This window comes from Amycolatopsis sp. FU40 (genome assembly GCF_021903635.1).
Lineage (GTDB): Bacteria > Actinomycetota > Actinomycetes > Mycobacteriales > Pseudonocardiaceae > Amycolatopsis > Amycolatopsis dendrobii.
In genome coordinates this window covers 196,637-217,860 of the sequence record NZ_CP091381.1, presented here as the reverse complement: position 1 = coordinate 217,860, position 21,224 = coordinate 196,637, and the positions used below count along the sequence as shown (strand labels likewise).

Genomic DNA, 21,224 nt, shown 5'->3' with positions numbered 1-21,224 from the left:
ATCTGTTCTCGTATTGAGCAAGCCCCGATCAACCGGTCGTGAACAGGGCGTTCTTTGGGCAATTGGTCACCGCTTGCGAAACACGTTCTACTTCTTCCTCCGGAACCGGTCCGATCACCAGGTTCTCGTCGTCGTCGAGATCGAAGACCTCCGGCGCGAACCCGACGCAGACCGCGTTCGCCTCGCACAGCTCCCGGTCGACACCGACCTCCATGCTTCCTCCCGCTCGCCGCTCCTGGTACAACTAGAACAGGTTCTAGCTTACCGCCGGGGCCCGGTACGACACCACAACGAGACCGGCGGGGTGGAGGTGACGGGTGCGGATCGACTACACGCCGCAGCAGCGGGCACTGGCCGCTGAGCTGCGGGAGTACTTCGCCGAGCTGATGACGCCCGCGCGGCGGGAAAGCCTCGCCGCGCCGGGCGGCGAGTACGGCGACGGCTTGGCGTACAAGGAAATCGTGCGGCAGCTCGGCAAGGACGGCTGGCTCGCGCTCGGCTGGCCGCGCGAGTACGGCGGCCAGGACCGCAGCATGCTCGACCAGCTGATTTTCACCGACGAGGCGGCGGTCGCCGGGGTGCCGGTGCCGTTCCTGACGGTGAACACGATCGGCCCGACGATCATGCGGTTCGGCACTCCGGACCAGAAGGCGTTCTACCTGCCGAAGATCGCCGCCGGCGAACTGCATTTCGCGATCGGCTACTCCGAACCGGGCGCGGGCACCGACCTCGCCTCGCTGCGCACGCGGGCAACCCGCGACGACGACGAGTACGTGGTCAACGGGCAGAAAATGTGGACCAGCCTGATCGAGTACGCCGACTACGTGTGGCTCGCCGCGCGCACCGATCCGGAGGCGCGCAAGCACAAGGGCCTGTCGATCCTGATCGTCCCGACCTCCGCGCCGGGTTTCTCCTGGACGAAGGTGCACACCGTCGCCGGGCCCGGCACCAGCGCGACCTACTACGACGACATCCGCGTTCCGGTCACGTCGCGGGTCGCCGAGGAGAACGCGGGCTGGCCGCTGATCACCAACCAGCTCAACCACGAACGCGTCGCGCTGACGTCAGCCGCACCGGTGCGCAAAGCGCTGGCCGACGTCGTGGAATGGGCCCGCGCGGAGTCGCTGACCGACCGCGAATGGGTCCGGACGCACCTCGCGCGCGTGCACGCCTGCGCGGAGTACCTGAAGCTGCGGAACTGGAAAATCGCCTGGGCCGCCGCGGCCAGCGAACTCGGCCCGGCGGAGGCGTCGGCGACCAAGGTGTACGGCACCGAGATGGCGATCGAGGCGTACCGGCTGCTGATGGAGGTGGTCGGCGCGGCCGCCGTGGTGCGCGACGGCTCCCCCGGCGCGGTGCTCGCGGGACGGCTGGAACGGCTGCACCGCTCGGCGTTGATCCTCACTTTCGGCGGCGGCACCAACGAGGTGCAGCGCGACATCGTCGCCGCCACCGCCCTCGGCCAGCCTGTGACACGCTAAGGAGTTCTCCCGGTGGACTTCTCTCTCACCGAAGCACAAACCGACCTATCCGCCCTGACCCGGCGCATTCTCACCGATCAGGTCACCGCGGAATCACTGGGCGCGCACGGGTCCGGTGGTTTCGATGCTCCACTGTGGACTGTTCTGGCCCGTTCCGGCGTCCTCGACGCCGCCTTGCCTTCGACAGTCGGCGGCGGCGGTTTCGGTTTGCTGGAGCAGTGTTCTGTCTTGATCGAGATCGGCCGCGCGGTCGCCCCGGTCCCCTACCTGTCCTCGGTCGTTCAGGCTGGCTCGGTGCTCACCGACCCGTTGCTGGCTGAGCGATGGCTGCTGCCCGTTTCGCGCGGTAAAGCTGTCCTCGCGGTCGCTTTGGGCGGTTCCTTCGTCGCTTCAAACGGACGCCTCACCGGTACGCAGACCGCGGTCCCCTTCGCAGCCTTCGCGGACGCCTTACTCGTCGAAGCTGCCAACGGCGTGTACATCGTCGAGAAGGACGCTGCTGGGGTCTCGATCGAAGCGCAGTCCACCACTGACCATGCCGACGCTGGTTTGGTGACACTGTCAGACACCCCCGGAGTCGCTCTCGGCGATGTCGGCGAACAGTTGCGCCTTCGCGGCACTCTAGGCGCTTGCGCACAACAGTTGGGTGTGCTGGAACGCGCGCTCGAACTGACAGCTGCGTACACGCGTGAACGCAAGCAATTCGACAAGGTGCTGGGCAGCTTCCAAGCCGTCCGACACCGTCTCGCCGACGCGTACATCGACGTCGAAGCCGTACGGCTGACGCTGTGGCAGGCAGCCTGGAAGCTCTCCGAAGGCCTGCCCGCTGCCGCTGACGTGGCCACCGCGAAGTTCTGGGCCGCCGAAGCCGGACACCGTGTCGCGCACACCGCAGTGCACCTGCACGGCGGCGTCGGCATCGATGTCGAGCACCCCGTCCACCGCTACTTCGCAGCCGCGAAGCGCCTGGAATTCACCAGCGGCGGCGCTACGGAACAACTGCTCGGTCTCGGCGACTTGGTGGTCAGTCCAACGGCGTGATGTGCCGCAGCCGACGCGGTCCAGTATCCGGCCGCGTCGGCGGTGCACCCACCACCAACCGTGCGTTGGCGACAAACGCCCCGTCCGGCGACGCGAGGATCGGATCCAACGCCAAGGACCGCACCTCCGGGTTGTCCTCCGCGAGCGCCGCGACGCGCAACACCATGTCCTGCAACGCCGCGAGGTCCGCAGGCTCGTCACCGCGATACCCGGTCAACAAGGGCGACGTACGCGGCTCTCGGATCAGCGTCGCCGCGTCAACGTCCGTCAACGGCACCGCCCGGTACGCACGGTCGCCGAGCAGCGTGCTCACCAACCCGGACAGCCCGAACGAGACGAGCGTGCCGAACGACGGATCGTCCTGCAGTCCAATGGCGCACGACAGCCCCTTCGGCGCCATCTGTTGCACGTACACTTCTTCGTCGCCGGACACCGCGCGCAGGTCTCGGTATGCACCGCGTACGGAGTCTTCGGACATCAGGTCAAGCCGTACGCCAGCGAAGTCCGGCCGTCCGCGCAACCGCTCGTCGACCGCTTTCAGCGTGACCGGATACCCCAGCTCCGCCGCCGCGGCCACCGCCTTGCTTTCACTGGCCGCCACCCGGAACGGCACCACGTCCACGCCGTAACAGCTGAGCAACCGCACCACGTCGTCATCAGACAGCAGCGTCGAACTGCCGTCCTCCGGCAACAACTCTCGCACGATCTCCTGCGCCTGCTCGACGTGCAGACCGCTAGGCCGCACCAATGTCCCCTGCGGCCGTTGCCGCCACGCGGCGTACCGCACCACTCTCGCCAACGCGTTCACTGCACGCTCGGGGCTCGAATACGACGGAATCGACCCACGCGTCGGCACCCCGTCGTCCGAAAGCACCGCCAACTCGTCCGGCACGCCTTCCGCAGCGAGGAACGTCGAGACGATCGGCTTCGACTGCTTCATCTCCGACACCGCTTCGCGCAACGCTCGCGCGTACGCAGCCCCAGGAATCGCCACCGGCGGCGCAAACACCGCTATCAACGCGTCGGTATCCGGCGAATCCAACGCCTCCCGAACCGCCGTAGCGAACTCGTCCGGCCCAGCCTGCGGCCCGATGTCGACCGGATCGAACGCCAGCCGCAACCCCTCCGCCCGAGCGGTATCCGCCGCCAGCAACCCGATCGCACTGGAGTTCCCGACGATCCCGATCCTCGGCCCCGCCGGCAACGGCTGATGCGCGAATACGAGCGCCGTGTCGAACAGTTGCGCCAGCGACTCGACGCGTACGACGCCAGCCTGCTCGAACAACGCCTGCACACTGGCCTCGTCGACTTCCGCCGACGTCGCCGCGAGCTGCGGCCGCACCGCATGCCGCCCCGACTTCACCGCGACGATCGGCTTCGACCGCGCCAACCTCCGCGCCAGCCGCGCGAACTTGCGCGGATTGCCGAACGACTCCAGATACAGCAACACCAAATCGGTGTCCGGATCCGTTTCCCAGTACTGCAACAGGTCATTGCCGGACACATCCGCCCGGTTGCCCGCCGACACGAACGTCGACAACCCCAGCCCGCGCGACCCCGCGTCGGCCAGAATCGCCGTCCCCAGCGCACCGGACTGACAGAAGAACCCGGTCCGCCCGCGCTTCGGCAACCGCGGCGCGAGCGTCGCATTGAGCCGAACGTCCTTCGCGGTGTTCAGCACACCCAGCGCATTCGGCCCGACCACGCGCATCCCGTGCGCCCGCGCCTCGCCGACCAGCCGCAATTCCGCGTGCAACCCCAGCGGCCCCGACTCCGCGAATCCGCCGGACACGATCACCAGCGTCTTGACGCCCTTGGCCAGGCAAGCGTCCAGCACCGATTCGACGGCCTCCGCCGGAACCGCCACCAACGCCAGGTCAACCGGATCCGGAATGTCCAGCACGGACGGATACGCCCGCACCCCGCGAACCGACCGATGCTCCGGATTGACCGGATACACCGCCCCCGCGAAGTCCGCCGCGAGCAGGTTGGCGAACGCGACATGCCCGACCTTGGTGGGATCCGCGGACGCCCCGATCACCGCCACCGTGCCGGGATGGAGCAGATTGTGCACGCTCCGCGCCTCGGCCGCCTGCTCCCTCGATCGCGCGACCGCGAGCGATTCCTCGGTCGGGTCGATGTCGAACTCGAGATGCAGCACGCCTTCCTCGATCGCACGACTGACCTGGTAGCCCGCGTCGCGGAACACACGCACCATCGCCGCGTTCTCGCTCAGCACTTCGGCGACAAACCGCCGCAACCCGCACTCCGACGCCGCCGCGGCAAGATGCTCCAGCAGAATCGACCCGAGCCCGCGCCCCTGATGCTTGTCGTCGACGACGAACGCGACCTCCGCCGAAGGCCCCTGATCGAGCCGCTCGTAGCGCCCCACCGCGACCACGTCGTCCCCGAGCAAGGCCACGAACGCGACCCGATCGTGGTGGTCCACAGTAGAAAACCGCTCCAAATCCCGCGGCGGGATCCGCGGGTAGGCGCCGAAGTACCGGAAATACCGGGTGCGGTCGGACAGCCTGCTGTGGAGGGCTACGAGACCGTCGGCGTCACTGGGCACGACCGGTCGCAAGTGGACAGTGCCGCCGTCGGACAGGACTACGTCGGCTTCCCAATCGCGGGGGTAGTCGTAGGGATCACGCTTCCCGCCGTCTGCGGCGGGGTTCGCTGGCTGCTCCGACGCGCTGCGCCCGCCTGCCGCGCCCGACGCCGCCTTGCCGCCTGCCGCAACGGAACCTGCCGCGGAGCCAGGCCGTTCCGACGCCGCGGCACCCGCTGCCGGGTCCGTGCCGGACTCGCCCTGAACAGGTCCGCCCGCCGGACCGCTTCCTCCGTGCCTGTTCTCCGCAGCCGATGCAGCCGCTCCGGAGGAAACGCCGCCGGGCTTCGGGTCTCCGGCCGCACTGGGTCCTCCCGCCGCATAACGGGCGTCGCGACCGGAGAAGCCCCCGGGAGCCGGTGCATCGGTTCCGCCGAAACCGCTCGTCGGGTGCGTGTCGCGAGCGGGGTCGCCCGGGCCGGGGTTGCCGGTGCCGGGGCGGCGAGGTTGGTCGGGCATGGTCAGTCCCTCGGATCGTCCGGGTCGAGGCCGTGCAGGGGGAAGATCGCGCGGCGGGTGTCGCGGATCGCGATGTCCACCGGGTCGTCCGCGTCGTCGCCCCAGGGTTTGAAGGCGGTGTCCTTGCCGTCGGTCATCGCGGCGGGGAGGTCGGCGGCCGGGGCGGCGCGGCGGACCGTCGAGACCCAGCCGGGCGGCAAGGGCGTTTCCGGCGGGACGTCGCGGTCCAGCACGGTCGCCATCAGGTGCGTCCACGAGCGCGGCACGACGCGGATCAGCTGGTATCCCCCGCCGCCGACGGCGAGCCAGCGGCCGTTCGCATAGCGTTCGGCGAGGTCGCGCAGCGTGGCGTAGATGGTGCGGTGTCCGTCGACCGACAGGGACATGTCGGCCATCGGGTCTTCCTCGTGCGAATCCACTCCGCACTGGGTGACCAGCAGTTGCGGCTGGAACTCTCGCAGCACAGCCGGAACCACCGCGTCGAACGCCCGCAGCCACCCGGGGTCCTGCGTATGCGGCGGCAGCGGGACGTTCACCGCCGTACCGGCTGCCTTGCCCTTGCCGACCTCGGCGGAGTAGCCGGTACCGGGCCAGAGCGTGAACGGGTGCTGGTGCATCGAAACGGTGAGCACGCGCGGGTCGTCGTAAAACGCGGCCTGGACGCCGTCGCCGTGGTGCACGTCGGTGTCGACGTACGCGATGCGGTCGAAGCCGTGGTCGAGCAGCCACGAGATGGCGATCGCACAGTCGTTGTAGATGCAGAAGCCGGACGCGTGATCGCGCATCGCGTGGTGCAGCCCGCCCGCGATGTTGACTGCCCGCCGCACCTCGCCGTCGGCGATCTTGCGCGCGGCGAGCAGCGTCGAGCCGACGACCATTGCGGTCGCGTCGTGCATGCCGGGGAACACGGGGTTGTCGTCGGTCCCGAGCCCGTGCCCGACGTCCCAGCCCACATTCGGCGCTTCCCGCACCGCGGCCAAGTACTCGGGCACGTGGACGCGCAGCAGTTCCTCGTCGCCCGCCGCAGTGGGCACGAGCAGGTCGACGCCGTCGAGCACGCCCAGCTCAGTGGCGAGCCGCACGGTGAGGTCGAGCCGGACGGGGTTGAACGGATGCTGCCCGCCCAGGTCGTACTTCAGCAGCGACGGATCCCAGACAACTGCAGGCGACGACATGCACCGCACTGTACTTCCCCGCCGCACCCCGAGCCGGATTTCGCGGCGGGGCAAGACTCAGCCGCGCGTCCAGACGACGCCGCGCGCTTCGTACTCGAGCATCTCTTCCAGCCCGACCGCCGCGTCGGAGCCGAGTTCCCGCTTCACCAGCCACAAGGCCAGGTCCAGCCCGCTCGTGATGCCGCCTGAGGTGACTACGTCGCCGTCGTCGACCACGCGGGCTTTCTTGAGCACGCCGCCCTGTTGGACGAGCGTTTCGACCGCGCCGTGGTGCGTCGTGCACGGACGTCCGCGCACGAGTCCGGCTGCGCCGAGCAGCAGTGTGCCCGTGCAGAGCGACGCGAGGGTCAGCCCTTTGCGCGGCGCGGCCGCGAGCGCGTCCGGCAGGACCTTGCGGTCGATTTCCGCCCAGATGCCCGGGCCTTTCCGCTTCCCGTAACCGCCGCCCGGCACCACGATGATGTCGGCGTCCTGCGGCGACCAGCCGCGCTCGACCTCCACCTTCGTCCCGTACGCCGCGCGCACGACGCCCGGCCCGTCCACGCGCACGTACGAAACGTCCGTGCCGCGTTTGGCGTGCATGCCGGCTGCGGAGAACACCTCGTACGGACCGGCGAAGTCCTGCTCCTCGACGCCGTCGAACAACACGACCTGGACGCGCAACGGCCGACGCCCGGTCGCCGCCCCGGCCTCGGCCGGCAACGCCGCCATCGCCGCTCCGGCCGCCGCCGACCCGCGCAGGAATGTTCTTCGCTCCATGAACGCCGCCTCTCGCCTGGAAAAGCCTTCCGGACGAGAAGTCGGCGCGCGGCGCGGAAAGTTCCGGCGGATTCAGCCGCGTTCGGGCCCGGTGGCAGCGGGACGCTCCGGATCGCGCGACCAGTGCGACCAGGAACCCGCGTACAGCGCGGCCTGCTCCGGATGCCCGGCGACCTCCAGCGCGAGCACCACCGACGACGCCGTGACGCCCGAACCGCAGTAGGCGCCGACCGGAACCCCGTCGGCCAAGCCCAGCGAAGCGAACCGCTCGGCAAGCTCGGCCGGCGACTTCCAGCGCCCGTCCGCGCCGGCGTGCTCGGACGACGGCGCGCTGACCGCGCCCGGGATGTGCCCGGCCCGCGGGTCGACGGGTTCCGTCTCGCCTGTGTAGCGGACGTGCGCACGCGCGTCGAACAGCACGCCTTCGCGCGCGAGCGCCGCCGCCTCGTCCGCCGACAAGACCGGCATCGCGCCCGGCCGGACCTCGATGTCGCCGGGCTCCGGCGAAGGCACGTCGGTCGTCACTTCCCGCCCTTCGGCCAGCCACGCTGCGTAACCGCCGTCGAGCACCGCGACCTCCGGATGGCCCACCCAGCGCAGCAGCCACCAGGCGCGCGCGGCGACCGAACCGTCGGCGTCGTCGTAGACGACCACCGGACGCCCCTCCCCTACCCCGGCTTTCCGCAGCTCACGCTGCAGCGCGGCCGGTTCGGGCAGCGGATGGCGGCCGCCCTCGCCGGGCGGCGCGGCCAGCGCCGTGTCGAGGTCGGCGAACACCGCCCCGGGCAGGTGTCCCTCCTGGTAGGACTCCGCTCCGGACGGTCCGCCGAGCCGCCAGCGGACGTCCAGCACGACGGGACGCTCGGAGCCGGGGAACGCGGCGAGCTCGGCGGGCGTGATCAACGGTCGCATGGGCCCCATCTTGCAGGTCCGGACGCGGTTCGCGCATCAGGGCAGGACTTTTCGCGGAGGCCGGGCCGTTACGCCGAGGCGAGCCGTCGCTGTCGGGGCCAACGACTACGATGAGCTACGCGGACGAAGGGGACAGCGTGAACGATCTCATCGACACCACCGAGATGTACCTGCGTACCATCTACGAGCTCGAAGAGGAAGGGGTCGTCCCGCTGCGGGCCCGGATCGCGGAACGCCTGCAGCAGAGCGGGCCCACCGTGAGCCAGACCGTGGCCAGGATGGAGCGCGACGGGCTGGTCGTCGTCGCGGACGACCGGCACCTGCAGCTCACCGACCACGGCCACGACCTCGCCGTCGCGGTCATGCGCAAGCACCGGCTCGCCGAACGCCTCCTCGTCGACGTCATCGGCCTCGAATGGGAGCACGTGCACAACGAGGCGTGCCGCTGGGAGCACGTGATGAGCGAGGCCGTCGAGCGCAAGCTGGTGAAGCTGCTCGACCACCCGACCACGTCGCCGTACGGCAATCCGATCCCCGGCCTCGACAAACTCGGCGACGGCGATCCCGCGCCGCGCGCCGAGGACGGCCTGGTGCGCCTCGACGAGTTCGCCCGCACCGGCGGCGGCGAGGTGGAGATCCGCCGCATCGCCGAGCACGTGCAGCTCGACGAGTCGCTGCTCACCGAGCTGCGGACGGTCGGGATCGTGCCCGGCGGCCTCGTCACGGTCGGCAAGGCTTCCGGCGGAAGCGCCACCGTCGAGGTCAAGGGCACCGAAACCACGGCACAGGTGTCCACCGCGGCGCTGCACGCCGTGCTGGCGCTCGCCAAGTGACCCCGGCGGCCGACGCGGCGCGCGCGTTCCAGGACGTCCACGGGCGGGCCCCGGCAGGCGTGTGGTCCGCGCCGGGACGGGTGAACCTGATCGGCGAGCACACCGACTACAACGACGGGTTCGTGCTGCCCTTCGCGCTGCCGCACCGGCTGGCCGCGGCCGCGTCCCCGCGCGAGGACGGCAAGCTGCGGGTCGCCACCCTCGGCGACGACGGGCAGCTGCAGCACTCCGGGCCGCACGACATCGCCGCGCTCGAACCGGGATCGGTCGAGGGATGGGCCGCGTATCCCGCCGGGGTGGCGTGGGTGCTGCGCGACCAGGGCTACGCGGGCGGCGCCGACCTGGTCATCGCCGGCGACGTGCCGTCCGGGGCGGGGCTTTCCTCCTCTCACGCGCTGGAATGCGCGGTTTCGCTGGCGTTGCTGGGCGTGGCCGGGGTCGAGCTCGAGGACGGCGGAGCGGGGACTCCCGCGCGCCCGGAGATCGCGCGCTGGGTGCAGCGGTCGGAAAACGACTTCGTCGGCGCGCCCACCGGGCTGCTCGACCAGACGGCGTCGCTGTGCTGCGAGGACTCGCGGGTGCTGTTCCTCGACGTCCGCTCGGGCGAAATGGAGCAGGTGCCGTTCCCGCTCGGCGAGGCCGGGCTCCGGGTGCTGATCATGGACACCCGCACCAAGCATTCCCACACCGACGGCGGCTACGGCGCACGGCGGCGCGGCACCGAGCGAGCGGCGGAACTGCTTGGCGTGAAAGCGCTGCGCGACGTCACGCTCGACGGGCTCGACGAGGCCCTCGCGCAGCTGCCCGAGGATCTGGTCCCGCTGGTACGCCACGTGGTCACCGAGAATCAGCGGGTGCTCGACGTGGTCGCGTTGCTGCGCGAGAAGAAGCTCGCCGAGATCGGACCGTACCTCGACGCCTCGCACGTGAGCATGCGCGACGACTACCGCATCTCGACGCCGGAACTGGACCTCGTGGTCGATTCGGCCCGCTCGGCCGGCGCGCTGGGCGCGCGGATGACCGGCGGCGGGTTCGGCGGCTCGGCGATCGCACTGGTCCGCGACGACGATCTGGACGGAGTGCGCACCGCGGTCGAAACCGCCTGCGAGCAGGCCGGGTTCCGCCGTCCGCGGATGTTCACGGCGGTGCCGTCGCGCGGCGCGGGCCGCGACGAAGCCTGATTTCCGGAGCAACCCCCGGAGGGTCCGTCGCGTCGCACTGAGGGGAGACTGTGCCGCAGAGTCGCCACCCCTCAGCAGAAAGGCCTTGACGTGACGGACCAGCAAAGCCCCCTGAAGCTCATCGTGACGGGCGGCGCGGGGTACGTGGGCAGCGTGTGCGCCGCCCGCCTCATCGAAGCGGGTCACCAGGTCACCGTGGTGGACGACCTGTCGACCGGGCACGCGGACGCGGTGCACCCGCAGGCCCGCTTCGTCGAGGGCGACGCCGCCGAGGTCGCCGCGGACCTGCTCGGCGAAGGTTTCGACGGCGTGCTGCATTTCGCCGCGAAGTCGCTGGTGGGCGAGTCGATGGCCGATCCGGCGAAGTACTGGGAAGGCAACGTGGTGACCTCGCTGCGGCTGCTGGAGGCGATGAAGAAGCACGGCACGCCGCGCCTGGTGTTCTCCTCCACGGCTGCGACCTACGGCGAGCCTGACGTGTCGCCGATCCCGGAAACGGCCCCGGCGCAGCCGACCAACACCTATGGCGCGTCGAAGCTCGCCATCGACCACGCGATCACCAGCTTCGCCCGCGCCCACGGCCTCGCCGCGGTCAGCCTGCGCTACTTCAACGTGGCAGGCGCGTACGGCGCGTTCGGCGAACGGCACACCACCGAAACCCATCTCATCCCTCTCGTCCTCCAGGTCGCGACCGGCGACCGCGACCACATCTCCATCTACGGCGACGACTACCCGACGCCCGACAAAACGGCCGTCCGCGACTACATCCACGTGGTCGATCTCGCCGACGCCCACCTCCTCGCCCTGCGCCACGCCACCGGCGGCGAGCACCGCATCTACAACCTCGGCAGCGGCACCGGGTTCTCGGTGCTGGAGGTCGTGGAAGCCTGCCGCCGGGTCACCGGGCACGCGATCCCCGCCGTGGTGGCCCCGCGCCGTGCGGGCGACCCGTCGGTGCTGGTCGCGTCGAGCGACAAGGCCAACGGCGAACTCGGGTGGACGCCCAAGCTGACGGATCTCGACGGGATCGTGTCGGACGCTTGGCAGTTCACCCAGTCGCGTCGTTCCTGACGGCGGATCCCGGCCAGACCTCGGGCACCGCGTACCGGGTCTGGTTCGGACGTGGTTTTCGGTGCGGGGCGGGGATTCGGATGAGTCCCCGCCCCGGCATCGTTGTGGCGAGCACCGTTCGGGCGCGGCCAGGCAGTGGGATTCCACTTAGGACTTGCCGGTGTGACAGCAACGCGGGCGCCGCGGACGGAATCCCTCTCAAGCAAAGCCATTCCGGCGCATCGCCATGTAACCGCATTCCATCACTGTGGCGGTGACACCATGGCTCACGTCCGCCCGCCGCTCGCGCTACCAGCTCCGGCAGCCGTCATCTCATCCCCTCGGCGGCCCCGATCTTCGCCCCGCACCCGGCTCCTCCTTGCCCGGCTCCGGCGGCGGGGACAACCCGAGGTCTGCCGCCGTGCTGAGATCGGCGAGGCCGGTCAGCTTGACCGGGTCCGTGCCGATGTTCCAGGCGGTCTGCAGCAACTGCGCCACCAAATGCTCCGGATCGGCTTCCACGGCGTTCGCCAGCGCCATCCCGGCGAGCGCGCCTTCCCCGCGCATCAAAGCGGTATAGCCGAGATACAGTGCGGCTTCTGCCCGGTGCGGCGGAGGCAGTTCGCGGACCAGCGTCAGCCACACTTCCTCCGCCTCGCGGGTCAGCGACGTGTGCGGTGGGACTGCGAGAGCCAGGCACGCGTCGCGGATGGGGGTGAGCATCAGTGCGTGGGCTAGCCGGACAGCTTGGTCGTCGTCGGGAGGGCCCTCGCCTCGGCGGTGGCGGAGGAACGCGGCGCGGAGTTCGGTGACCGCGGCGTCCAGGACATCGCTCGCTGACCTGCCTGGGCCGCACAACGGTTCCGGGGCGGACTCCAGCAAGGCAGCACGGCGGGCGATCGCTTCCGGGGAGCGGGGTTCCAGCACCGCAGCCAGTTCTTCACGGCTGCGGAAGACCACGAAGCCGGCCTCGGTGGTCGCGGCGGCGAGGACGGTTTCCCGCGGGTCGGGCAGAACACCGCAGCAGTCCGGGTCCCGGTAGCACGACCATGGCGCACCGCGTTCGACCTCTGGGGTCCACAGTCCGTGGAACAGGCGGAGGTTGTGCCGCGCCAGGCAGCGTTCCAGCTCGGCTGCGAGTGTTCGGTGGGGTGGGCCGTGTTCGTCCGCTGAACCGCCGACGATGACGGCGGTGACACCGTTGTGCTCGGGGTCGTCGAAGCGCGGGATCAGCGCTTCCGCTTGCTGTGCTTGGAGTTCTCGCGGCGGAAGGTCGGCGCGCAGCATCAGGCCGATCGTCGTGCCGGGCACGCGGTGGCCCAGCAGCACGAGAGATTCCTCGGGGCGGAAACCGAGCAGGTACGGAAGCGAGGCGATGAGGTCGGCCGGGTTGCTGAGGGTGGCCCGGGAGATGCCGGGCGGCGTCGAGGTGGTCACGCCTCCACTGTGCGCCGCGATCAAGCGAATCGGGGCCGGCGCGGCAAATCTGTGGACGGCAGCAGGCGGTTGTGGACAGTCCCGCGACGAGGCAAGAGAAGCGCCGGAAAATGTCGGTGGTGTGTGCATCGGCGGCAACGGTCCACAATAGACAAATGCTGCCGGAGCCGATCAGGCCCCGGCAGCATCGTCGGGAAACGCGTCAGCCGCAGTGTTCGAACGGGCTTTCGTACGCGGACGAGCCGACCGAACCGCCCCACTTGACGCACGTGGAGCCGGCGCTCTTCTTCACCGGGCCCGCGTAGTAGGTGAAGCTCCCGGAATCCGTCGCCCTGGTCGAGCCCTGCACCTCCAGGAACGCCGAAACCGGGCTGGCCGTCCCGAGGGAGACCGCCTTCAGGGTGGTCACGCAGTTCTCTTTGGAGGACGAGTTGTACAGCAGGTACGCGGTGCCCGCCGTCCCCAGCGCCTGCTGGTCGATCACCGAGAAGCCCGACCCGCACACCTGCGTCGCCGAGTACGGGTTGCCGCCGCAGCCGTTCTTGCTCGTGAAGTCCTTCTTGCCGTAGTACGGCACCGCGACGCCGTTCAGCACGGCCTTCTGCGTCACGCCGTTCAGGTTCTCTTCGAAATGCAGATGCGGGCCGGTCACTCCGCCGGTCGCGCCCGCTTTGCCGATCTCCTTGCCCTGCCCGACGCTCTGGCCCACCGAGACTTCCTGCTCGGACAGGTGCGCGTACCGGGTCCGCCAGCCGCCGCCGTGGTCCAGTTCGATCCAGCGGCCGTAACTGGTGCTGCCCTCGTTCGCGACGCGCGTGACCGTCCCCGGCGCGGCCGCGAGGACCGGCATGCCGGTGATGCCGGACTTCTGGAAGTCGACCGAGTTGGCCGGGTTGTGGCCGCTGAAGGTCGCCGCGGTGACCGTGACGCCGCACTTGAACGGCACCTGGAAGTTGGGGGCCGCGGACGCCGTCGACTGGGCGGCGAGCGTCAGGCCGCACGCGGGCAAGGCCACCGCGGCCGCGACCGCCGCGAACCGTCTCAATCTGGACATGGGGCGTACCTCCTGGTGGGGGAAATGTCCGACGCCCTCCAGCCAAGCCCGAGCCAGTACATTTTCCGTACAAGACGACTCGGGAGGGTCCATGGGCACACCGGCGGCCTCGCTCGCGAAGGCGCGGCGGCGGTTCGAGGGCGCCGACTGGGTGCGCTGGGGCGTGCTCGCCGTGCCCACCCTGTTCGCGATCCCCAACGCGAGGCCCTGGACGTGGCCGCTGATCGGGGCCCTTCTCGTCTTGTCCGTCCCGGCGCTCTGGCTCACCCGGGCGTCGCAGCCGCGCTGGCTGATGCCCGCGACCATGATCGCCGTCGTCGCGGGGGCGGGCGCGCTCTGGATCCTGCAGCCGAGCAGCTGGACCTCGACGACGATGTTCGGCGCGGTCTTCTACACCCTGCGCGTGAGCAGCCGGATCCCGGCGGCTGTCGCGCTCGCCATGGCTTCGGCGGCGATCCTCGTCTGGTCGATCGCCTACGACCTCGATTGGCTGAACGCGGTCGCCCTCTTCGCCATCCTCGTCGTGATGGTGCTGCTCGCCGCCAACCGCCGGGGTCGCGCGGAACGGCTGGAGCAGACCGAACTCGCGCTCGCCCGCGCCCAGACCGCCAGCGAAGAGCACGCCCGCGCAGCCGCCCTCGCCGAACGCGCGCGCATCGCCCGCGAACTGCACGACGTCCTCGCGCACTCCCTCGCCGGTCTCGCGCTCAACCTTCAGGGCGCGCGCCTGATGATGGTCCGCGACGGTGCGAGCGAAGAGTCTCTCGCACAGATAGAACGCGCGCAGAAGCTAGCGACCGACGGTCTCGCCGAAGCACGCAAGGCCGTCGCCGCGCTGCGCGAAGACGCCGTACCCGTCGAGCGCTCGGTCTCAGACCTTCTAGCCGCGTACAGGCTCGACACCAGCTCTCGCGCCGACTTGGTGATCGAAGGCGAACCGCGCGAGCTGGACGCAGCTGTCGGCACGACGCTCGTACGCGCTGTACAGGAAGCCCTCGCCAACTCGCGCAAACATGCCGCAGGCCCCGACGTAGACGTCACGGTGGCCTTCAAGAACGAAGAAGTCGACTTAACGATCATCGACCACCAGGGCCGCCGTCCGCCGGAGCCGCCGTCTCCGGGATACGGTTTGCGAGGCATGGGCGAACGGGTCGCGCTGTTGAACGGGAAGCTCGAATGCGGCCCTGGGGAGGACGGATGGCGGATTCAGCTGACGGTGCCGGCGTGACGCTGCGCGTGGTGCTCGCCGACGATCAGGCCGTAGTGCGCGAAGGCCTCGTCACGCTTCTCGGGCTACTGCCCGGCATCGAGGTCGTAGGCGCGGCCGCGGACGGCGTACAGGCTCTCGAGCTTGTCGCCGAGCACCAGCCGGACGTTCTGCTCGTCGACCTGCGCATGCCGAACCGCGACGGCGTCGAGACGACCGAACTGGTGCGCGCGCAGCATCCGAAGACCGAAGTCGTCGTCCTCACCACGTACGCCGATGACGACTCACTGCTCGCCGCGCTCAAAGCCGGTGCGCGAGGCTTCCTCACCAAGGACGCCGACGCGGACGCGATCGTCCGCGCCCTCCGCTCGGCAGCCGCTGGTCAGTCCACTGTGGACGGCGCGCTCCAGCAACGGCTGGTAGCCGCCGCGACGAGCCGCGCGCCGGTGCGCACGAAGGAGCTGGAAGGCCTCACCGCGCGCGAAGTCGAGGTGTTGCGGCTGATCGCGGCAGGGCTGTCGAACACGGAGATCGCGCGCACCCTCGTGGTCAGCGAGGCGACGGTGAAGACGCACGTCAATCACCTGTTCTCCAAGGCTGGCCTGCGCGACCGCGCGCAGGCCGTCGCCTTCGCCTACCGTGCCGGGATCGCCGAGTAGAACGCTTTCTTCCCGCCGACGATCGGCAGCTTCACCGTCGTCCCGGTCAGGTCGAGCGCCAGCCCGGTGCCCGGCTCCGGCCGCAGGGTGAAGTCGTGGTCGCTGGACGCCAGCACGAACTCCAGGCGGTGTCCGGCGGCCACGATGTAGTCCTTCGGCATCAGCGAAACCTCGATGCGGTACCGCTGTCCGGGGGTGATCGGCGACGTGACCGACGGGCTGATCCGGTTCTGCGGGTCCGTCCAGCCGCGGCTGATCACGTGGGAAGTGCCGTCCGGCGCGCGGTCCAGCAGCACCGCGGTGACGTTCGCGGCGGGGCGGTCGAACGACAGCTGCAACTCGGCCTTCGCGGTGCCGGACAACCGGACGGGTTCCGTGGTCGCGGAAGTGCGGTAGCGCAAGCGGTTCCCGGACGACGCCGCGTCGGCGAGCGTTTCGATCTTCTTGCTCGCGTCGTCGGCCAGCGTCTCGATCGTCGGACGGCCGGGCACGGGCTGCCGGTCGAGCGCCCCGGTCGACCGTCCGCCCGGCCACGGGTGCAGTTCGACGTCCGAGGTGCCGGGCGCGGGCCATTCGGCCTCGTCCACCCACGACTTGTCCTCGCGCTGAATGGTCGCCTTCGGCTCGCGCTCGATTCCGTTGTCGACCCCGTAGAGGTAGTGCGACATCCACTTGTTCAGCGTCGTGAGCCAGACGTCGCGGCGCAGCGAGATCGGATCCGCGTGGCCGGACTGGTGCAGCCAGATCTTGTGCTCGACGCCGTGCTTCTTCAGCGCGTCGTACCAGGTGGCGACCTGCTCGGTCTTCACGTTCCAGTCGTTCAGCCCGTGCACCGCGAGCACCGACGCGTGCACCTTGCCGACGTCGTCGCGGTAGTTCCGCACGTCCCAGAACTGGCCGTAGTCCCCGGTCAAGCGGTCCTGCGCGGCGGTGAGGCCGTCGAGCACCGGACGGCAGACCTGCTGGTCGGCACGCGAATAGACGTAGCCGGCGAGCACGTCCGTGTCCTCGCCCTGGTATCCGCCGGGCGCCACGACCGCGCCGGCGTTGCGGTAATAGCCGTACCAGCTCGAAATGGCCGCGATCGGCACGATCGTCTCGAGCCCTTCGACGCCGGTGCTGGCGACCGCGTTGGGCAGCGTGCCGTTGTACGACACGCCCATCATGCCGGTCTTCCCGGTGCTCCAGCTCGCCGCGACGGGCGCTCCGGCCTTGTCGTGCGCCTCCGCGCGGCCGTTCAGCCAGTCGACGACCGAGCGCGCGCCGATCGTCTCGTTCACGTCGCCGGTCGTCGGACAGCCGGTCGACAGCCCGGTGCCGAGAGATTCGCCGTACACGACAGCGAATCCGCGTGCGGTGAAGTAGTTCTGGTAGCTCCAGCCGATCGGCGCCGCGACGTGCGGGCCTGGCACGTACAGCTCGGTGTCGACGTCGTGGTTCGGTACGTCGTTGCCGCCTGCGAAGTACGGGCTCGCTTCGTACACGACAGGCACCTTCATGCCTTGCTCCGTGGCGCGCGGACGCACCACTTGCGCGTGTACGAGGTCAGGCTTGCCGTCGTGGTCGCTGTCGACGGGCGCGGTGACCCAGACGTCTTCGCGGATGACGTCAGCCGGATCGAAGACCGGCTGCGCCTGACCGTCGGTGAACACCGGCGCTGGCGGCGAAGCAGCTTCAGCGACCGCGGGCACGGACAATGTGGCCACTGCGACGAAAACGGCAGCGACTCGAGCGGCAACTCCCACCAGAACCCCCAAGCTGGACGAAGCAGGCGAGCAAGTTGAGAGTTCCGTCAACCGCAAGTCGCGTCAACCGACTAACGTCGGAGCCATGGACGCACCGATAGTCACGGTCACGGTCTATCCGCAGCACGCGCGCGTCACCCGCCGCTGTCAAGTCACTCCGGCCGACGGGTCCCGCGTAGAGATCACGGGTCTCCCCCTGTCGCTCGACGCTGCTTCGGTGCGCGTCAGCGGCGCGGGCGACGCGTTGGTCACGGGCGTCGACGTCGCGTACGCGCAACACGCCGCGCCTGCGGACCCAACGCTGCGCGCGCTCGTGGAGCAGCGTCGCGCGGACCAGGCGACTGTCGACGAGGTCGCGGACGACGAGAGCGCCGCAGCCGCGCGCGTTGACCTGTTGACCGGGGTCTCGCGACGCAGCGGAGCAAGCTTCGCGAAGGCGTTGGCTGGTGGCGACGCGGAACCGGGGCGTGTGCAGGAAGTGAGCGAAGCACTCAGCACGCAGTTAGCCGCAGCGCTCAAGGAACGTCGCGCGCTCGCCACGAAGCTGGAACGGCTGCGCGAAGACCTCGCCGCGCTCGACCGTCAGATCGAGACGCGCAGCGCACAGTCCCAACAGGACAGTTCGACTATCGTGGTGGAGCTGGAATCTCCTGCCACCGCCGAAATCGAACTGTCCTATGTGGTCCCCGGCGCGCGCTGGGAACCCGGGTACGACGTCCGCGTACGCGGCACCGACGTCACAGTCACCTCGTACGGACTGGTCAGCCAGCACACCGGCGAGGACTGGCCGGAGTGCGAGCTGACGCTGTCCACCGCGCGCCCGGCGAACACCGTCGTAATCCCGGAACTCCAGCCCTGGTACCTGGATCGGCAGCAGCCGGAGCGGCGCTCGATGGTGCCGCCCGCACCCGCCGCGATGGCGTACGGCGGCGCAGCGCCCGCCGGTCGAGACGGCTTCGCCGCGCACGTCGCCGAGGTCGAGCAAGGCACCACCGCGGTTACCTTCCGCCCCGCTCGTCCGGTCGCGATCCCGTCCGGCGCGCAAGGCCACCGGACGACGCTCGCGCAGCTGGACTTCACCGCGGAACTGGACTACGTGACCGCGCCGACGCAGGCCGAAGAGGCATACCTGCGCGCGAAGGTAGTCAACACCGGCGAGCACACGCTTCGCGCCGGTCGCGCCGCAGTGTTCCACGAAGCCGAATTCGTCGGCAGCACGCAGCTGGAACTGTGGGCTCCCGGCGAGGAACGCGAACTCGCGCTGGGCGTCGACGACCGGATCCGCGTCGAACGCGAACTGGTCAAGCGCAGCGCCGGCAAGGCGACGTTCTCCGCGCAACGCCGCCGCGAAGCCGACTACCTGACGACAGTCACCAACCACAGCCCGCGCGAAGCCGTGGTGGCCGTGCTCGACCAGGCCCCCGTATCGCGGGACGACGCGATCACCGTGCGGGACCTGCGGCTCAGCCCGGAGCCGGTCGAGCGCACGGAACTGGGCCAGTTCACCTGGCGGCTCACGATCGCGCCCGGAGCGTCCGCGACGGTCTCGCTCGGCTACCGGGTGGACGTCGCGAAGGGCGTCGAACTCAGCGGCTGGCGCGAATGACGCGTCAGCCCTGCGAGATGTAGGCCTCCAGCTGTTCCTGGCTCTGTTCCAGCTGTTCCATCCGGATCTTCACCACGTCGCCGATGCTCACGATGCCGGCGAGGCGCCCGCCGTCGAGCACCGGCACGTGCCGGATCCGCCGTTCGGTCATCACGACGCTGAGCTGGTCCACCGGATCGTCCGGGGTGCAGCTGGCGACCATGGTGGTCATGATGTCCGCGACCGGCCCTTGCAGCACGGCCGGCCCGTGGTCGTTGAGCCTGCGCACGACGTCGCGTTCGGACACGATCCCGGCGATCCCGCCTTCGGCGTCCACGACGACCATCGCGCCGACGTTGTGCCGGGCGAGTCCCGCCAGCAGTTCGGCGACCGTCGTCCCCGGCGACACAGTGGCGACCGTCGCGCCCTTGCGCTGAAGCACATCCGCAATCCGCATGGCGATGCCCTCTCCTCGGTGAGTCGGGTCACATCAGGTTAGGGCCCCGGTGCCGAGTGCGAAAGTCCAGCGGGACGCGTCCGTTCGTGGTAACGCGCTCAACCGTCGAACACCTTGCGCAACCGGGCCAGACCGGGTCCGATCTCGTCCGCCGCGATCGCGCCGTAGCCGAACAGCAGCCCGTGCCGCCGTGCCGCCACGGAGAAATCGCCGAGCGAGAACAGCCGGACGCCCGCCCCGGACGCCTTCCGCGCGAAGCCGCGCAGATCGCGATCCGCCGACGCGCTCAGGTGCAGCCCGGCCGACGCGGGAACCGGCTCCAGCACGTCGCCGAATTCCGCACGAAGACTGTCGACGAGGAGGTCGTGGCGGGCACGGTAGACGCCGCGCATCCGGCGGACGTGCCTGGCGAACCCGCCTTCCGCGATGAACGCCGCGACCACCGCCTGTTCGATGCCCGGGGAATGCCAGTCGGCGAGGTACTTCGCCTTGACGATCGCCTCGGCCAGAGCGGGCGGCGCGGCGAGGAAACCCAGCCGCAACGCGGGAGACAGGACCTTCGAGAACGAGCCGACGTAGACCACCCGGCCGTGGGAATCCAAGCTGTGCAACGGTTCCAGCGGTCGCCCGGAGTAGCGGAATTCGGTGTCGTAGTCGTCCTCGACCACGACCGCGCTGTTGTCCTCGGCCCAATCGAGCAGCTCTCGTCGGCGGGACGGCGACATCGCGACGCCGATCGGGTACTGGTGCGACGGCGTCACGTGCACCAGGCGAGTGCCCGGCGGGATCGCGTCGACCACGATGCCCTCGTCGTCCACCGGAACCGGCGCGACACGCACCCCGAGCGTGCCCAGCAGCAAGCGCGGCGGCGGATACCCGGGATCCTCGACGGCAGCCAGATCGCCAGGCCGCAACAAGACCCGCGCGACGAGGTCGATCGTCTGCTGCGCGCCCGAAGTGATCACGAGGTGCTCCGGGAGCACCCGCACATTCCGCGACACCGCGAGGTGCCGCGCGAGTTCGGTGCGCAGCCGGGGATCGCCCTGGGGTTCGCCGTAAGTCATCAGTTCCGCGCGGGAACCGCGCAGCGCCTGCGCCGTCAGCCGACGCCAGGTGTCGAACGGAAACAGCCGCACATCCGGTACTCCGGCACGGAAATCGAACTCCGGCGGGGTGGTGAACGCTCTCGGCGGCGCGGGCACGTCTGTCCACTCTGGACGTGGCTGGACGCCCTCCGCGAACCCGGTCGGTTCGGCGGGCCGTGGCGCGGCGCCGGCGCGCACGTAGGTACCGGCGCCGACTCGGCCGGCAAGGAATCCTTCCGCGGTGAGGCGTTCGTACGCCGCGGTGACGGTGGTGCGCGAAACGGCCAGCTGGTGCGCCAGTTCCCGGGTCGGCGGCAGCACGTCGCCGTCGCGGAGCCGCCCGTCGAGCACCGCTTCGCGGATCTGGCGGTAGATCTCGTCGCGGTGGCCGCGGGTGCCGGACAGGGCCAGGTGCAGGTCCACGCGTCCAGCCTAGATTGGTCCACCGCAGTTGGCTCCGCTTTGGCTCTCTTCCTGGACCGATCTGGCGGTT

The 21,224-nt window shown here is 70.0% G+C and carries 18 protein-coding genes; 8 read left to right on the top strand and 10 right to left on the bottom strand.

Annotated features, from left to right (window positions below):
* Positions 1-28: 28 nt before the first annotated feature.
* Positions 29-214 carry a ferredoxin gene (locus tag L3Q65_RS02230; protein ID WP_237598678.1) on the bottom strand — a complete coding sequence of 62 codons (186 nt, stop codon included), beginning with the start codon at positions 212-214 and terminating at the stop codon, positions 29-31.
* 103 nt (positions 215-317) lie between these two features.
* On the opposite strand from L3Q65_RS02230, the gene L3Q65_RS02225 reads away from it, so the two are divergent.
* Both L3Q65_RS02225 and L3Q65_RS02220 read left to right on the top strand, forming a co-directional pair.
* A complete protein-coding gene (locus L3Q65_RS02225; RefSeq protein ID WP_182890790.1) occupies positions 318-1,481 on the top strand; it encodes an acyl-CoA dehydrogenase family protein in 1,164 nt (387 codons plus the stop codon).
* A 12-nt stretch (positions 1,482-1,493) separates the two neighbouring features.
* Positions 1,494-2,522, top strand: a complete 1,029-nt coding sequence (locus L3Q65_RS02220; protein ID WP_237598677.1) for an acyl-CoA dehydrogenase family protein — start codon at positions 1,494-1,496, stop codon at positions 2,520-2,522.
* Here the strand turns inward: L3Q65_RS02220 and L3Q65_RS02215 are convergent.
* The 4 genes from L3Q65_RS02215 to L3Q65_RS02200 all read right to left on the bottom strand — a co-directional run bounded on the left by L3Q65_RS02215 (position 2,506) and on the right by L3Q65_RS02200 (position 8,438).
* Entirely contained in the window at positions 2,506-5,130 is a 2,625-nt protein-coding gene (locus tag L3Q65_RS02215) for a bifunctional GNAT family N-acetyltransferase/acetate--CoA ligase family protein (RefSeq protein WP_182890924.1), read from the bottom strand. The genes L3Q65_RS02220 and L3Q65_RS02215 overlap by 17 nt on opposite strands.
* Positions 5,131-5,594: 464 nt before the next feature.
* Complete coding sequence (locus L3Q65_RS02210; RefSeq protein WP_237598676.1) at positions 5,595-6,767, bottom strand: acetoin utilization protein AcuC; 1,173 nt, start codon at positions 6,765-6,767, stop codon at positions 5,595-5,597.
* A 57-nt stretch (positions 6,768-6,824) separates the two neighbouring features.
* The gene (locus L3Q65_RS02205; RefSeq protein WP_182890793.1) at positions 6,825-7,526 is read right to left on the bottom strand and encodes a DJ-1/PfpI family protein; all 702 of its coding nucleotides are present in this window, start codon (positions 7,524-7,526) and stop codon (positions 6,825-6,827) included.
* A 72-nt stretch (positions 7,527-7,598) separates the two neighbouring features.
* Positions 7,599-8,438, bottom strand: coding sequence for a sulfurtransferase (locus tag L3Q65_RS02200; protein WP_237598675.1), 840 nt, complete (start codon positions 8,436-8,438; stop codon positions 7,599-7,601).
* Between the two features lie 110 nt (positions 8,439-8,548).
* On the opposite strand from L3Q65_RS02200, the gene L3Q65_RS02195 reads away from it, so the two are divergent.
* The 3 genes from L3Q65_RS02195 to galE all read left to right on the top strand — a co-directional run bounded on the left by L3Q65_RS02195 (position 8,549) and on the right by galE (position 11,523).
* Entirely contained in the window at positions 8,549-9,271 is a 723-nt protein-coding gene (locus L3Q65_RS02195) for a metal-dependent transcriptional regulator (RefSeq protein ID WP_009075181.1), read from the top strand.
* On the top strand, positions 9,268-10,452 hold the full coding sequence (gene galK / locus L3Q65_RS02190) for a galactokinase (RefSeq protein WP_182890795.1): 1,185 nt from the start codon (positions 9,268-9,270) through the stop codon (positions 10,450-10,452). Before L3Q65_RS02195 ends, galK begins: the two co-directional genes overlap by 4 nt.
* A gap of 90 nt (positions 10,453-10,542) precedes the next feature.
* Positions 10,543-11,523: a UDP-glucose 4-epimerase GalE gene (galE, locus tag L3Q65_RS02185; protein ID WP_182890796.1), complete on the top strand. Its 981-nt coding sequence runs from the start codon at positions 10,543-10,545 to the stop codon at positions 11,521-11,523.
* Between the two features lie 312 nt (positions 11,524-11,835).
* Here the strand turns inward: galE and L3Q65_RS02180 are convergent, their stop codons facing one another.
* Together L3Q65_RS02180 and L3Q65_RS02175 are read right to left on the bottom strand one after the other, a co-directional pair.
* Positions 11,836-12,939, bottom strand: a complete 1,104-nt coding sequence (locus L3Q65_RS02180; RefSeq protein WP_182890797.1) for a DUF4192 domain-containing protein — start codon at positions 12,937-12,939, stop codon at positions 11,836-11,838.
* 202 nt (positions 12,940-13,141) lie between these two features.
* The gene (locus tag L3Q65_RS02175) at positions 13,142-13,993 is read right to left on the bottom strand and encodes a M23 family metallopeptidase (protein ID WP_182890798.1); all 852 of its coding nucleotides are present in this window, start codon (positions 13,991-13,993) and stop codon (positions 13,142-13,144) included.
* A gap of 91 nt (positions 13,994-14,084) precedes the next feature.
* Here L3Q65_RS02175 and L3Q65_RS02170 point away from each other — a divergent pair, with 91 nt between their 5' ends.
* Together L3Q65_RS02170 and L3Q65_RS02165 are read left to right on the top strand one after the other, a co-directional pair.
* Positions 14,085-15,221, top strand: coding sequence for a sensor histidine kinase (locus tag L3Q65_RS02170; RefSeq protein WP_237598674.1), 1,137 nt, complete (start codon positions 14,085-14,087; stop codon positions 15,219-15,221).
* On the top strand, positions 15,218-15,859 hold the full coding sequence (locus L3Q65_RS02165; protein ID WP_237601029.1) for a response regulator transcription factor: 642 nt from the start codon (positions 15,218-15,220) through the stop codon (positions 15,857-15,859). The genes L3Q65_RS02170 and L3Q65_RS02165 overlap by 4 nt, the downstream gene beginning before the upstream one ends.
* On the opposite strand, the gene L3Q65_RS02160 is transcribed toward L3Q65_RS02165, so the two are convergent.
* Complete coding sequence (locus L3Q65_RS02160) at positions 15,835-17,550, bottom strand: Xaa-Pro dipeptidyl-peptidase (RefSeq protein WP_237598673.1); 1,716 nt, start codon at positions 17,548-17,550, stop codon at positions 15,835-15,837. The two genes, L3Q65_RS02165 and L3Q65_RS02160, sit on opposite strands and share 25 nt — an antisense overlap.
* A gap of 139 nt (positions 17,551-17,689) precedes the next feature.
* Between L3Q65_RS02160 and L3Q65_RS02155 the strand changes: the two genes are divergently transcribed.
* Positions 17,690-19,210 (top strand): DUF4139 domain-containing protein, encoded by a 1,521-nt coding sequence (locus L3Q65_RS02155; RefSeq protein ID WP_237598672.1) that lies wholly within the window; start codon positions 17,690-17,692, stop codon positions 19,208-19,210.
* A 4-nt stretch (positions 19,211-19,214) separates the two neighbouring features.
* Here L3Q65_RS02155 and L3Q65_RS02150 read toward each other — a convergent pair whose 3' ends face one another.
* Positions 19,215-19,646: a CBS domain-containing protein gene (locus L3Q65_RS02150; protein ID WP_182890802.1), complete on the bottom strand. Its 432-nt coding sequence runs from the start codon at positions 19,644-19,646 to the stop codon at positions 19,215-19,217.
* Between the two features lie 98 nt (positions 19,647-19,744).
* Positions 19,745-21,154, bottom strand: a complete 1,410-nt coding sequence (locus L3Q65_RS02145) for a PLP-dependent aminotransferase family protein (RefSeq protein WP_237598671.1) — start codon at positions 21,152-21,154, stop codon at positions 19,745-19,747.
* Positions 21,155-21,224: the final 70 nt, after the last annotated feature.